At 64.8% G+C, this 12,567-nt stretch carries 13 protein-coding genes and 3 pseudogenes; 8 read left to right on the forward strand and 8 right to left on the reverse strand.

The features are described from left to right. Window positions 1-693: MBL fold metallo-hydrolase (locus PGN16_RS15895; RefSeq protein WP_335310369.1), on the forward strand; the 693-nt coding region annotated here is incomplete at its 5' end. Between the two features lie 120 nt (window positions 694-813). Then, window positions 814-1,650 (forward strand): c-type cytochrome, encoded by an 837-nt coding sequence (locus PGN16_RS15900; RefSeq protein WP_335310370.1) that lies wholly within the window; start codon window positions 814-816, stop codon window positions 1,648-1,650. Between the two features lie 124 nt (window positions 1,651-1,774). Here PGN16_RS15900 and PGN16_RS15905 read toward each other — a convergent pair whose 3' ends face one another. The 3 genes from PGN16_RS15905 to PGN16_RS15915 form a co-directional block, all read right to left on the reverse strand. Next, window positions 1,775-2,107 (reverse strand): hypothetical protein, encoded by a 333-nt coding sequence (locus tag PGN16_RS15905; protein ID WP_335310371.1) that lies wholly within the window; start codon window positions 2,105-2,107, stop codon window positions 1,775-1,777. Between the two features lie 112 nt (window positions 2,108-2,219). Then, window positions 2,220-2,522, reverse strand: coding sequence for a hypothetical protein (locus PGN16_RS15910; protein ID WP_335302108.1), 303 nt, complete (start codon window positions 2,520-2,522; stop codon window positions 2,220-2,222). An 81-nt stretch (window positions 2,523-2,603) separates the two neighbouring features. Further along, window positions 2,604-3,806: a glycoside hydrolase family 5 protein gene (locus PGN16_RS15915; protein WP_335302109.1), complete on the reverse strand. Its 1,203-nt coding sequence runs from the start codon at window positions 3,804-3,806 to the stop codon at window positions 2,604-2,606. A 31-nt stretch (window positions 3,807-3,837) separates the two neighbouring features. Here PGN16_RS15915 and PGN16_RS15920 point away from each other — a divergent pair, with 31 nt between their 5' ends. Continuing rightward, window positions 3,838-4,422, forward strand: a complete 585-nt coding sequence (locus PGN16_RS15920; protein WP_335302110.1) for a TetR/AcrR family transcriptional regulator — start codon at window positions 3,838-3,840, stop codon at window positions 4,420-4,422. Between the two features lie 207 nt (window positions 4,423-4,629). After that, window positions 4,630-4,827 carry a hypothetical protein gene (locus PGN16_RS15925; protein WP_335302111.1) on the forward strand — a complete coding sequence of 66 codons (198 nt, stop codon included), beginning with the start codon at window positions 4,630-4,632 and terminating at the stop codon, window positions 4,825-4,827. 80 nt (window positions 4,828-4,907) lie between these two features. On the opposite strand, the gene PGN16_RS15930 is transcribed toward PGN16_RS15925, so the two are convergent. The 4 genes and pseudogenes from PGN16_RS15930 to PGN16_RS15945 all read right to left on the reverse strand — a co-directional run. Beyond that, on the reverse strand, window positions 4,908-5,351 hold the full coding sequence (locus tag PGN16_RS15930; protein WP_335302112.1) for a chemotaxis protein CheW: 444 nt from the start codon (window positions 5,349-5,351) through the stop codon (window positions 4,908-4,910). A gap of 11 nt (window positions 5,352-5,362) precedes the next feature. Further along, the gene (locus PGN16_RS15935; protein ID WP_335310372.1) at window positions 5,363-6,373 is read right to left on the reverse strand and encodes a methyl-accepting chemotaxis protein; all 1,011 of its coding nucleotides are present in this window, start codon (window positions 6,371-6,373) and stop codon (window positions 5,363-5,365) included. Next, a pseudogene (locus tag PGN16_RS15940) lies at window positions 6,259-6,985 on the reverse strand (IS3 family transposase); the annotation flags it as partial. The gene PGN16_RS15935 and the pseudogene PGN16_RS15940, both read right to left, overlap by 115 nt. A 108-nt stretch (window positions 6,986-7,093) precedes the next feature. Further along, a pseudogene (locus tag PGN16_RS15945) lies at window positions 7,094-7,393 on the reverse strand (TraM recognition domain-containing protein); the annotation flags it as partial. Between the two features lie 132 nt (window positions 7,394-7,525). Here PGN16_RS15945 and PGN16_RS15950 point away from each other — a divergent pair. Both PGN16_RS15950 and PGN16_RS15955 read left to right on the forward strand, forming a co-directional pair. After that, window positions 7,526-7,951: a response regulator gene (locus PGN16_RS15950; protein WP_335306915.1), complete on the forward strand. Its 426-nt coding sequence runs from the start codon at window positions 7,526-7,528 to the stop codon at window positions 7,949-7,951. Between the two features lie 8 nt (window positions 7,952-7,959). Further along, window positions 7,960-8,310, forward strand: a complete 351-nt coding sequence (locus PGN16_RS15955; protein WP_335310373.1) for a hypothetical protein — start codon at window positions 7,960-7,962, stop codon at window positions 8,308-8,310. 311 nt (window positions 8,311-8,621) lie between these two features. On the opposite strand, the pseudogene PGN16_RS15960 reads toward PGN16_RS15955, so the two are convergent. Beyond that, a pseudogene (locus PGN16_RS15960) lies at window positions 8,622-9,863 on the reverse strand (IS3 family transposase). A gap of 61 nt (window positions 9,864-9,924) precedes the next feature. On the opposite strand from PGN16_RS15960, the gene PGN16_RS15965 reads away from it, so the two are divergent. Continuing rightward, window positions 9,925-10,311 carry a homeobox domain-containing protein gene (locus PGN16_RS15965; protein ID WP_335302116.1) on the forward strand — a complete coding sequence of 129 codons (387 nt, stop codon included), beginning with the start codon at window positions 9,925-9,927 and terminating at the stop codon, window positions 10,309-10,311. Between the two features lie 836 nt (window positions 10,312-11,147). Beyond that, window positions 11,148-12,545, forward strand: coding sequence for a site-specific DNA-methyltransferase (locus tag PGN16_RS15970; protein ID WP_335310374.1), 1,398 nt, complete (start codon window positions 11,148-11,150; stop codon window positions 12,543-12,545). Window positions 12,546-12,567: the final 22 nt, after the last annotated feature.

The following is a 12,567-nucleotide window of genomic DNA, read 5'->3' on the forward strand; positions in this document are numbered from 1 at the left end:
GGACTGACGGTAGAATGGGTGCTCGACACTCACCCCCATGCCGATCATTTCTCGGCCGCGCCCTACATCGCGGGCAAGACCGGGGGCCGGACCGCGATCGGCGCGAAGGTCGTCGATGTGCAGAAGCTCTGGCAGACGATCTACTGTCTGACCGACCTGCCCGTCGACGGCAGCCAGTGGGACACGCTGTTCGCCGATGGCGAGGCGTTCCAGATCGGCTCGCTCGACGCCCGCGTGATGTTGTCGCCGGGGCATACGCTCGCCTCGATCACCTACGTCGTCGGCGACGCCGCGTTCGTCCATGACACGCTGATGGTGCCCGACAGCGGCACCAGCCGCGCCGACTTCCCGGGCGGCGACGCGGGCGCGCTGTGGCGTTCGATCCGGACGATCCTCGACCTGCCGCCCGAGACCGCGACCTATGTCGGTCACGACTACGGCAAGGACAGGCGCGAGGTGGTCGGCCGATCGACCGTGGCGGACCAGCGTCGCGACAACATCCATGTGCATGACGGCATCGACGAGGCGACGTTCGTCGCCACCCGTGAGAAGCGCGACGCGACCCTGCCGCTCCCGGACCTGATGCTCGCTGCGCTCCAGGTGAATATCCGCGGCGGCCGCCTGCCGGAAGCGGAAGCTTGCGGCACAGCGTTCCTCAAGGTGCCGCTCAACCACTTCGGCGCGGTCAAATGACCGAACCGCTACCCACCCACGCCCGGCGACGATGGCGATGCTCAGCGTATTATTTTCGGCATTACCGCCGCGCTGCTCGTCCTCGTCGTCACCTACAAGGTCGGTCAGTCTGACGCGCCAGTGCGGGCACCGGACGAGGCGGCAGCGGACGCCAGCTTCTCCCCCACCGGCGGAAAGCACCATCCCTGCCGGGCCGGACGGCGACGCCATCCGTCGCGGTCGCCTGATCTTTACCGCCACCTCGGCCGATGCGGCCAGTACGTCGGCAACGGCCTGACATGCAGCAACTGCCACCTCGATGCCGGGCGCAAGGCGGATGCCTCGCCGATGTGGGCGGCCTGGGTCGGCTACCCGGCCTATCGCGCGAAGAACGGCCGGATGAACACGATGGAGGACCGCATCCGCGACTGCTTTCTCTACTCGATGAACGCGCCCGCCTCGAAGGCCGGCACCCCGCCGCCCTACGGCGACGATATCTACCGCGATCTCCAGAGCTACTTCGCCTGGCTCGCGACCGGCGCGCCGTCTGGCAAGCTGCTGCCCGGTCGCGGGTTCGTGAAGCTCGCCGCCACTCCGCTTGGGCACGATCCGGCTCGCGGCGCGACAGTGTTCGCCGGCCAGTGCGCTTCGTGCCACAGCGCGAACGGGCAAGGAGAGGCGAACCCGGACGGCACCTACACTATCCCGCCGCTATGGGGGCCACGCTCCTACAACTGGGGCGCGGGCATGACCGGGGTGGCGTCCGCGGCCGGGTTCATCAAGGCCAACATGCCTTATGGTCAGGGCAACACCCTGACGGACCAGCAGGCGTGGGACGTCGGCGCATATGTCGATAGCCGCGAGCGCCCGCGTGATCCGCGGCAGTCCGCTACGGTCGCAGAGGCCCGGGAGCAGTTTCACGCCAAAGGCGATTATTACGATCAGACGGTCGACGGGAAAGTGCTCGGAGGAAGCTGACCGGATTTCTCTGGCCGCGATCGTGCTGCCCGGACTGGGGAATGACCGGGAACGGTCGGGCCTTACGGAAAATGATCGAATTTCGGGAATGATCGGCGGTGGCGAGCATTCCGAGGGGTTAACGTTACGACCTTGATTTCACGGTCGCCCGATCGGCTATCCGTGCTCGGCGCTGGCGGATTTTCCACGGCACTGCGACCATGACAAACACCATCAAGCCGACAAAAATCCAAACCTGATCGTTCATGCCCTGCAACCACGCGATGCAGATGACGCAAGGCACCGCGATTATCGGCGTGATCTTGGTAGACCACCAAAGGACCGCCCCCCACCCTGGCCGATCCCAGACGCTCTTATCGAAGTTGAGCAGTATGAGCGTTGCCAAGACCTTCGCACCTAGTGTGACAGCCACGATCCAACTCAGAAGATCGAGTAACGTGGAAAAGCCGAACGTCATCATTGAAGGATGATGCAACGGCGGGAGGTGTGTAATAAGGTGTCGCCTTCGCTATGCGCCGTCGCTCTCCCGCGCTTCCCGATTGGGAACCCTGCCAGGGAAACACGCCACTTCAGCGCGGCGAACAGACGGGCTTGCCGGCGGGATCGAGCAGCGGTTCCCGTTTCACCTGCCCGGCAGGCGTCGTCCCCCGATAGACGGCGCATCCATTCGCATCGCGCTCGATGCGGGCATCCCGATAGCGGAATCGTGCTTCCGCGGCCTGGAAGGCCGTGACCTCGGCGCTGGGGAGCGCGTCGTTGCCATAGGGGTGCTGGGCGGGCAGCATGTCGTTGCCGTAGGGACGCCCGGCGGGACGGTTCGTCGCGCAGGCAGACAGCGCCGCAATCATGGCGAGAGGCAGGACGGACTTCATGGTTTCTCCATATCGTGGATGCCGGAAACGCTGACGGCGCTTGGATATATCCTGCCCGGACGGCGATCGGGTAACGGACGGTCACGGCCGCGCGCCCAGCGCCGCCATCATGCCGGGCGCCGGCACGCAGCGCTCGGCTTCGATGTAGGCGAGCAGCGCCGTGATGCCGCGGTCGAACACCTGCGGCTGCGGCGCCCGGCGGAACACGCCGCCCGTGACCCACGGCGCGACCTGTTTCCACGCCGCGGGCATGTCGAGCGCGCAAGGGGCGGGCTTGCCGTTGGCGGCGCGCTTCCAGCTCCAGTAAGTCCAGCCGACCACGCCGGGCGTCGCCTCGATCATGCGGATCGTCTGCGCGGTGGTGGCGTCGTCGGCCATGCCGAACTCGCCGACCCACACCGGCGCGTTCAGGCGGCGTGACGCCTCGGCGGCGGCGGACAGCCGCTCGGCGCGGCGATCGAACGGGAACGTATAGATGTGGGTCGAATAGCCGACGTTGCGCCCTAGCGGCCGCGTGAACACCGACAGGTCCGAGCCGAGCCTGTTGCCCTCCACCCAGATGATGTGGTCGCGGTCGACCCGGCGGATCGCGGCGATGAGTTCGCGATAGGCGGCGACCAAAGCCGCCCCCGAGGGCGCACTGGGCTCGTTGATGAGGTCGTAGCCCGCGACGGTGTCGTCGCCGGCATAGCGCCGCGCCACCTCGGTCCAGAGCGCCACCAGCCGCATCTGGTGGCGGCGATCCTTCCAATAATCCGCCTTGCCGAGCGTGGTGTCGGCGGTGAGGAGGCCGGCCTGCGCGCCGGGCACGGCATGCATGTCGAGGATGACCTTGAGGCCATGCCCCCTGGCCCAGCCGAGCAGCCGGTCGATATGCCGGAAACCCTGGCCGTCGCAGGCCAGACAGTCGTTGTCGGTGACGAGGCTGCGCCAATTGATCGGCAGGCGAATGACGGTGAAACCGGCGCGCGCCATCGCGGCGATGTCGCCCTCCTTGATGAAGGCGTCCTGATAGCGGCGGTGGAAGCGGCGCGCCGCGTTCGAACCGGATACCTGCGCGACGCGATCGAGTATCACGCTCTCGCCGCCGATCAGCGTGCCGCCGAACATCCAGCCTTCCCACAGCAGCCAGTTGCCGACGTTGACGCCGCGCAGCGCGACCGGCCGGCCGGCACCGTCGACCACGGCGGTTCCCTCGATCTGCCAGGGCCGGGCCGAGGCGGCGGCGGGCGCCGCCAGCAGGATCGCGCCGGTGATCAGGGCAGCTATACGACAAGTCTTCATATCGACCTCCGTCGCCATTATATGAGCAGTCATGAACCATAAAGCAATGGGCGAGGAAAGGCGATCCCGCGATCTGCGCGTCCGGCGCACCCGCCGGCGGCTTCGCGAGGCATTGGTCACGCTGCTCGCCGACCACGAATTGTCCGCCATCACCGCGCGAATGGTCGCCGACCGGTCGGGCGTGGGCTATGCGACCTTCTTCCGCCATCATGCCGACGTCGAGGCGCTGCTGTCGGACGTCGCCGCGACGCTGATCGCCGAACTGGCGCCGCCGATGCTGGCGCTGGGGGCGGCCGGCGACGTCCGCGGCATCGTCGACGCCATCGTGCGCTTCGTCGACGCCAACCGCACGACCTGCACGGCGCTGCTGGTGGCCGCCGCCGACGCCACCCGCCGCGATCTGCTCCGCCTGGCGCTCGCGGCGGCCGAACAGGGCACCGCGCCGGTGCCCGCCTGGCTGCCCCGCCCGCTGGCGCTGATCCATCAGGTGAGCGCCACATTCACCGCGGTCGGCTGGTGGCTCGAACATGCGCCGTCGCTGCCGGTCGCCGAGGCCGGCGAGATCATCTATCACCTGGCGTTCGAGCCCACGGCACCCGCAATGCCACCGGGGTAACCATGCCCGGATTCCGGTCATCGACACGCAGCATGAGGAATAGCCGGTACGACGATCACGACTTTCGAGGCATTCCCACAAGGATGGTAAATCGGGAAGCTGCGCGAAGCGTACCGACAAACAGCACGTCTGGACGATACCTAGGTGGATACATAGGTTATCATAGGAGGGCCGAGCGAACGGTTGAATAATTAGCGCGGAGTTACGATGGCTGGACAGACGAAACGCGATGCGGAACTGCTGGCTCTGATACGTGAGGCTGATCGCCTTAAAGTGCTGCGGATCAATCATCAGGGCCGGCTTGTCAGCATGACCAAGGCTAACGAGCTGCATGTCGAAGTCCTGGCTGGTGCCTTGCTCTGCGCTGTTGAAGCGGACGATGTAACGAAGGAAGGGTGGCGCTAAAGGGGCGCAGAGTTCTTTCGCGAACGTGAGCGCCGACGTTCTAGCGTGCAGCCCTCAGACGGGTAGACGGGGCGCTCGAATTACGCCGCTTCTGATATTGCAGCCTGTTCGGCCTCGATGCAGGCAAGCGCCAGCACCATAACCATGCGATCACCAAGCATGACGATGCCTTCGATCGCATCGCGGGTACGCGGATCGCCGCAGTCGGGGGGCGGCTGCATGGTGTCGCGGTCGACCATGACGATGTCGCTGACCGCATCGACGATCAGTCCCTGAAGCTGGCTCCCGAGCTGCACGACGATGATGACGTGGCGCGATGATGGCGTGGTCGCGCCCCAACCTAGGAGCATCTTGAGGTCGAGCACGGGCAGCACGACACCACGCAGGTTGACGACGCCGCAGACGTGGGCCGCCGTGTTGGGAAGCGGGGTCGCCGCCGACCAGGCGCGGATCTCGCGGATCGCCATGGCGTCCACGCCGAGCATCTGGTCGTCGAGCTGGAAGGTGATGAGCTGCTGGGTCATGATGTGCCCCTTCAGAACTCGGACCAATCGTCGGCAATCGCGGTGTTGCCCACTGTCCGTGGCACCGGCTTCACGATCCGACGCGCGGCCGACGCGGCGCGGTCCTGAAGCTGGTGGACAGGCGAGGCGACTGCGACCGGTGCATCGCCGGTGCGGAAACGCGCGATTTGGCGGGTGAGCCCGTCCGCCTCGGCGGCGAGGCTGCGAGCGGCTGCGGTCGCCTCCTCGACCATGGCGGCGTTCTGCTGGGTCACGCCGTCCATCTCGGCGACGGCGGTGTTGACCTGCTGAAGCCCGGTCGCCTGCTGCTCGGTCGCCCCCGTGATCTCGCCGACCAGAACGCTGACCTCGCCGATCTTGCCGATGATGTCGTTGAGCGCCGTACCCGTCTCGCCGACGAGCCTTACGCCTGCGGTCACCTCATCGGCCCGATCTTCCACCGGTACCGTCACATCCATCCGGCCCTTGCCAAGTTCGCCAAGGGCTGCGGTCATCGCCGAGACGGGCTTGGCGACCTGCCGAACCAGCGTCATCAGGATCATGCCCAGTGCTACGAAGCACGCGAGCACCGCGCCGATCAGGAGCAGCCGGGCATGCGCATAAGCCGCATCGCCCTGGTCGCCCGCGGCCGTGGCCATATCCGCCTCAAACTTCGCCAGATCGCCCGCCGTCCTGGACGCATCATCGAAAGTCTGCTGCGATTTGCCGCGCATCAATGCGGTCGCCTCGGCGTTCTTGTTCTGGCGCGAAAGGGCGAGCAGCGCCTGATCTTGCTGAAGATAGGCATTCCACTGCGAGCGGAACTTGCCAAGCAGGGCACGGGCTTCCGGACGACGAAGTTTCTCGTCAAGAGCCTTGAAGTCCCTATTGAACCGCCCCGGGTTTGCCGGAGGCCATGGGTTGTGAGTTACGCTGCCATACCGATGATGTCCGCGGCAGCATAATATCCCTCTTCGGCTTCGGCAGGCGGGATGTTGCCGATGGGTTCCAGCAGCCGGCGATGGTTGAACCAGTCTACCCATTCGAGCGTGGCGTATTCGACGGCTTCAAAGCTGCGCCACGGTCCATGCCTGTGGATCACCTCGGCCTTGTAGAGGCCGTTGATCGTCTCGGCCAAAGCGTTGTCGTAGCTGTCGCCGACGCTGCCAACCGATGGCTCTAACCCGGCTTCGGCGAGGCGCTCGGTGTACTTGATGGACACGTATTGCGACCCCCGGTCGCTGTGATGGATGAGACCGCCCCGATGGGCCGGCCGGCGATCATGGAGAGCCTGCTCCAGGGCATCGAGGACAAAGCTGGCATGCGCCGTTCTGCTCGCCCGCCACCCCACGATCCGCCTGGCGTAGGTGTCTATGACGAAGGCGACGTAGAGGGAAGCCCGCCCAGGTCGCGACGTAGGTGAAATCCGACACCCACAGCATGTTCGGCGCTGGCGTGTAGAACCTGCGGTTGACGTGATCCAGCGGGCACGGCGCTGCCTTGTCGCTCATCGTCGTGCGAACCGGCTTGCCCCGGATCACGCCCTGTAGACCCATATCGCGCATCAGCCGCTCGATGGTGCAGCGGGCGACCGGGAAGCCCTCGCGCATCATCTGCCGCCAGACCTTGCGGACGCCGTAGACCGCGAAGTTCTCAGCGAACAGGATTCATCCGCATGATTCCGTCCGGCAGCGGCGCGCGGCGACGTGGCCGCTGGCGCTTTCGGAGCGCGTGCCGTCGCTGAAGATGCTCGCCGGGCCGGACGTGCCGGCGCGTTCGCCGCAGGTCGCTCTGAGCTGGTGCATGTCCTGGAGAATCGGCCAGAGCTGCATCCCATAGCCCCCCATCAGCCCCATCGCGCGCTCCACTGGATCGAGGCGGCCGAGCGCGGTGCCGGATCGCTCCTTCAGGTCCGCGAACCGGAAGTCCGACGCGGACGTGCTGTCCACGATGCGCGGGCTGTCGAGAAAGTGGGTGTGGCACTTAGCCGATGCCAGCACGCCCGCGGCCTCGCGATCAGACTTGCGGAGCTGATGGTTGGCGACGCGCGCGTCAGCAGCGCCTATAACGGCCCGATCCGGATCGTCATCAGATGTGATCTCCACGCAACATAGTTGCAAAAACTGGTTCGCGTTGAACTGAATCAGGATGAGCCGGGTTGTGCCCACCACGAAGGGGAAACGACAGGAGGAGACATGCGGCATGTCTTGGTGATCGAAGACCAGTTTTTGTTGGCGCAATGCTACAAAGACCTCGCGATCTACGCGGGCGCGTCTTCCGTTGAGATCGTCGCCGACGAGGCGGCGGCAATCGAGGCGGCGAGGCACCATCCTCCAACCGTCATCATTTCCGATGTAGACTTGGAGAAGGGCGGGCGCGGGCCAGATGCTGTCGCGCGCATCCATGCATTGTGCGGCACGGTGCCGGCAATTTTCGTCACCGGCAATCCCGAAGACCCTGACGCGCGGGCGCTAGCGACGGCGATCCTCACGAAGCCGTGCACCGCCGACCAATTCGCGCGGACCTTCAACACGATCGCGGCCGATCGCTGGAGCGGTCGTGGCGCGTCGAACCGTTCAGCCGGCCGCGGTATGCGAAGGGGCGATGCTGACGCCGGCTGAGATGCGCCTTGTCACCAGCGGCGCTCGGCAATCTGGTGCGCTTCCAACTCATGCCCGGCCACCGATATAACAGTGTCGAAGTGCCGACCCTGATCGACAGTATCGCCTTCGCCGGGCTGATTCCCGATAAGGCTTTCGATAACAACGCTCTCGTCGCCGAACTCAACGATCGCGGCGCACGGATCGTCATCTCGCAGCATCCTGCCCGCGCGCAGAATGCGGCAATCCGGAGCAAGGCTGACGTGGAACAGCGGCTCACACTGCCGCTCGCCCAGGCTTCGTCGGCTTCCGGGCCGGAAGTGATGACCGACCCGCCAGGACGGACCAGTGCCGCAAAATGCGGGATCATGGCCCGCTGATCGTCGCAACCGAGATGGAAGAAGCTATGCTAGGCGATGATGCCGTTGAACCGGGCGGGGAAATCGAAGCGTCGCATATCGTTCACCAGCCAAGTGCCTTGGGACAATGTCCACGCCGGTGACGGCGAATCCGTGGCGCAGTAGCTTGGCGTCCAGCGAGCCAGGCCAAAGCCGTGCGTTTGTAGAGCGGGATGATGGCACTTGCGCCAGCGATCGGATCATTCACGTTTTCGGTCGCCGGGGCTCGCACGACGCGCCGGTCAAGCACCTGTTGTTGGCCGCTGATCTGGCCCCCGTTTCACCGGACGGGTTCAAGCGGTTGCAGAAACCAATGCGCGATGTTCGCGCGGTGAACGCATTTTGAGTCCTGAATGGGGGTGGTTGTCGTTATAGTCCTCGATCCATCCGGCAAGGGATGTCAACGCGGTGGGAGCATCCGGCAGCGGCGAGACGCGGACGTAATCGCGTTTGAGGGTATGGACGAAGGCCTCCGAGATGCCGTTGGACTGCGGGCTGCGGACAGGGGTGAAGCAGGGCTTGAGACCGAGTTGCCGGGCAAAGGTGCGTGTTTCGCGGGCGGTATAGGCCGAGCCGTTATCGGACAGCATCTCGACCGGCACGGGCGCGCGCATGGTGCCGAAGCGGGTTTCCACGGCTTCCAGCATGATGTCGCGCACGTCCGAACCGCTGATGCCCGCATTGGCGACCGCACGCCAGGTGATGATCTCGCGGTCATGGGCGTCGATGATGAAGGCGCCGCGCACGACCTCGCCGTTCCAGCAGGTGAGCTCGAAGCCGTCCGAGCACCAGCGCAGGTTTGAGCGGATCGTCACCACGACGCCGTCATGGCCATGGTCGGCCCGCTCGGTGTAGCGCCGCGCCAGCAGCAGGCGATCCGCCGCCATGATGCGATAGACGCGCTTGTGATTGACCGGCGCCAGTCCTTCGGCGCGCTGCTGTCGATTGAGGACCGCCGCGATGCGGCGGTAGCCGTATGTTGGCCGCTGCGCGGCGATTCTGGCGGATGCGGGGCAGCAGATCCGCGTCGCCGGCCCTGGTGTACGGCCCGCGGACCCGGGTGCTGCCGGCCAGGCGGTCGTACACGGTTGAGCGACCGACGCCGAGCGTGCTGGCGACCAGGCTCACCGGATGCTCTCCGGCAGCTGCGAGTGCATGAGCAAGCTCGCTTTTTTTGGGCGCGAGCGCTCCAGCGCTTCCTTCAGTATCTCGACCTCCAGCGTCTTGCGACCGAGCTGGCGCTCCAGTTCGCGGATGCGGGTCGCCGTGAAATCGGTGCGGCCGTTGCGAACATCGTCGATCAGCGACTTCAGAGATTCGCGACCAGCGATGTTGAGGCCGCTGCGCCCCTCATCAGCATAGGTGCGCACGATGTCGAACCCACGCCGCGCTGCATATTCGCTGATCGCGTCTGCCTGATTCTCGGTCGAGTAGCGTTGATGATCGGTGGACATGCGAACGTAGCGAGCGGCCCGCGTCTTAGCCGGCGGCCCACTATCAAAACCTTCAGACCGCTCCGCTGCTGCCACGAGAATGTAGCTCTGCTGTGTTGGATTAGGCCAGCCGTATCCCGTGCAAGAGGGGATGTCTTGGACCATGAAGGCGCGAACTTTTCAGTCCCACCGTGACGGGGCGCCACATTCGACGCTCGATGCCGCGATGTTCGCGCGCGAGATCGCCGCGGCGCTCGCCGTCGAATTTGGCGACCGGCCGCATAAGGTGAAGGAGCTTGCTCGGATTACAGGTTGCAACGAGCGCACCGTCAAGAACTGGTTCCAGGCGCGCAATAGCCCCAGCGGCGAGTGCCTCGTCACTTTGATGCGCCATTCCGACCAGGTGCTTCGGCTTGTCCTCCGCTACGCGGACCGCGACGATCTTCTCCGAGTGATTGACGTTTCCGAGGCGAAGGCACGGCTTGCCGAGGCCGTGACTACCTTGGACGGCCTATTAGACGGTCGCGAAGAGGGATTTAGAGGGGAATAGCGTAGACATAGTGCTCATCCGGGTCTGGCGCGGCCCGCCACCCGGTCCTGTCTCATCGCCTCAGAGCGACGTCTCTCAAGAATTTCCGCGGGAAACTGGGCCGTTCTCACGCGACCCCGTACCGCCGAGAATTGCCTGATAACCGACCTTCCGGGAAGGACAGGGCGCTTTCTCCGCGCCGCCGGGGGGCAGTACCAAGACCACTGATCCGCTGTTTGCCCGTGCTCCCTGTTCGGCGATGGTGTCGGTAATCGGCACCGACCGAGCTCAATCCATCAGCCTTCCTCCGCGCGCTTTACGCCGGTACAAGGTGCTGCGATCGGAATTCTGTGTTCCCTGATCTTGAGCGATTAACAGGGAATAGGCGCCGGGAACAGGCGACGTGCTCATCTCCGCGCCGTCAAAACGCGAGCTTTTCCGCGGCTTCCAAAGTCAAATTCCCTGCTGTCGATAACAGGGAATTGCGTGGGCCGAACAGGGAAGAAAGTCGATGCAAGAAGGGAGCGGCGTATCCAAAGCAGAGATTTGGTCGGAAGAGGTGAACCTAACTGTTCGTAAGTGCAAGCGATTGACAACAAAAGTAATACGTCATTATCGCTCGCTCGCCCTGATTGCCTTTTCATCTTGGTGGTGGCATAAGGGGCGCTGGAGTTGAACCTCCGCCCGAGCAGCATCGCCTAACGGTACAGCAGCATCCGGGATCACTTTGGGATGCATGGCGAACAGCTTGCATCCCGCCTGCTGAACAACCGACCGGTTGGGCAGGCGAGTGATCGCGCCTGTCTGCTGACGCCCGGTCCTCGTCCCGTCCTTCCGCCATACATGAAGGACGAACCATGAAGACCTCACCTCGCTCTCGCAAAGGTACCGGCGCTGCTGCAGATGATGCCGCGCTACGCGATCTGTCGCGAGCCATCGAACAGCGGCTCGGACCCATCGAATATCGCCGGCTGAAGGACGTCATCCCCTATGCGGGGAATCCGCGCCAGCATCCCGAACGCCAAATCGTGCAGCTCATTGCGTCGATACGCCAGTTCGGCTTCACCATGCCGCTTCTCGTCGTGGAGGCCGGCGAACTCATCTGCGGCCATGCCCGGCTTGAGGCTGCCCGCCGTCTTGGCATGGAGGACGTGCCGGTGCTGGTGGCTCGTTGCTGGAGCAAGGCGCAGATCAAGGCCTATCGCCTCGCCGACAATCAACTCGCGCGCGCGGCGACGTGGGATGAAGACCTGCTGCGCCTCGAGATTGCAAGCATCATCGAGTTGGACGAGACACCCATCGAGATCCTCGGCTGGTCGACAGGCGAGATCGACGTGCTGTTGGACGGGGCAGGGGTCGGGGACGATCCCTCCGACCCGGATTATGCGCTGCCCGAGCCGCCGACCACGCCGGTGGCGCAGCCCGGCGATCTTTGGCTGCTCGGCCGCCATCGCCTGCTATGCGCGTCATCGCTTGAGCCATCAAGTTGGGAGCGGTTGATGGCCGGCAACGTCGCAGCCATGATCCTGACCGATGCCCCGTACAATGTCCGCGTCAACGGTCATGTCTCAGGCGGTGGCCAGCATGCCGAGTTCGCGATGGCATCCGGCGAGATGAGCGAGGCCGAGTTCATCCGCTTCAACGTGTCGTATCTCGCCAATATGGCAGCGCATCTGAAGGATGGCGGGATCGCCATGGCGTTCATGGACCATCACCATCTGTTCGAACTGATGACGGCGGCGCGCGAGGTCGGGTTCAAACACCTCAACCTGTGCGTCTGGGCGAAGACGAACGGCGGCATGGGCAGCCTGTATCGTAGCCAGCATGAGCTCGTGATGGTGTTAAAACACGGCACGGCCCCGCACACCAACATGGTGGAACTCGGAAGGCATGGCCGCTACCGAACCAACGTCTGGAGTTGCGCTGGCGCCAATGCGTTCGGTGCGTCACGCGACGCTGACCTTGCCGATCATCCGACGGTCAAACCGGTGGCGTTGCTTTCCGAAGCGATCCGCGACGTGACCCGGCATGGCGAGATCGTGATCGATGCGTTTTCGGGCTCGGGCAGTACGATCCTCGCCTGCGAACGCACCAAGCGCGTGGGCTACGCCGTCGAGATCGAGCCCAGGTACATCGACGTCGCCATCCGGCGCTGGGAGGCGATGACCGGCGGCAAGGCCTTACTCGAGACCAGCAGCGAAACCTTCGATGCCACGGCGCAGCGGCGCGCGAACGAACGGCTCGTCACTGCCTGACATTAACCGATGTGCAGCCGGT

This window comes from Sphingomonas phyllosphaerae, from assembly GCF_036946485.1.
GTDB classification, from domain to species: Bacteria; Pseudomonadota; Alphaproteobacteria; order Sphingomonadales; family Sphingomonadaceae; genus Sphingomonas; species Sphingomonas phyllosphaerae_E.

Excerpts from the sequence above, each read along its gene's own strand:
- PGN16_RS15925 (WP_335302111.1), top strand. The coding sequence starts at position 4,630 with ATGGCTGGACAGACGAAACGCGATGCGGAACTGCTGGCTCTGATACGT.
- PGN16_RS15920 (WP_335302110.1), top strand. The coding sequence starts at position 3,838 with ATGAACCATAAAGCAATGGGCGAGGAAAGGCGATCCCGCGATCTGCGC.
- PGN16_RS15930 (WP_335302112.1), bottom strand. The coding sequence starts at position 5,351 with ATGACCCAGCAGCTCATCACCTTCCAGCTCGACGACCAGATGCTCGGC.
- PGN16_RS15905 (WP_335310371.1), bottom strand. The coding sequence starts at position 2,107 with ATGACGTTCGGCTTTTCCACGTTACTCGATCTTCTGAGTTGGATCGTG.
- PGN16_RS15915 (WP_335302109.1), bottom strand. The coding sequence starts at position 3,806 with ATGAAGACTTGTCGTATAGCTGCCCTGATCACCGGCGCGATCCTGCTG.
- PGN16_RS15910 (WP_335302108.1), bottom strand. The coding sequence starts at position 2,522 with ATGAAGTCCGTCCTGCCTCTCGCCATGATTGCGGCGCTGTCTGCCTGC.
- PGN16_RS15935 (WP_335310372.1), bottom strand. The coding sequence starts at position 6,373 with ATGGGTAGACTGGTTCAACCATCGCCGGCTGCTGGAACCCATCGGCAA.
- PGN16_RS15965 (WP_335302116.1), top strand. The coding sequence starts at position 9,925 with ATGAAGGCGCGAACTTTTCAGTCCCACCGTGACGGGGCGCCACATTCG.
- PGN16_RS15950 (WP_335306915.1), top strand. The coding sequence starts at position 7,526 with ATGCGGCATGTCTTGGTGATCGAAGACCAGTTTTTGTTGGCGCAATGC.
- PGN16_RS15970 (WP_335310374.1), top strand. The coding sequence starts at position 11,148 with ATGAAGACCTCACCTCGCTCTCGCAAAGGTACCGGCGCTGCTGCAGAT.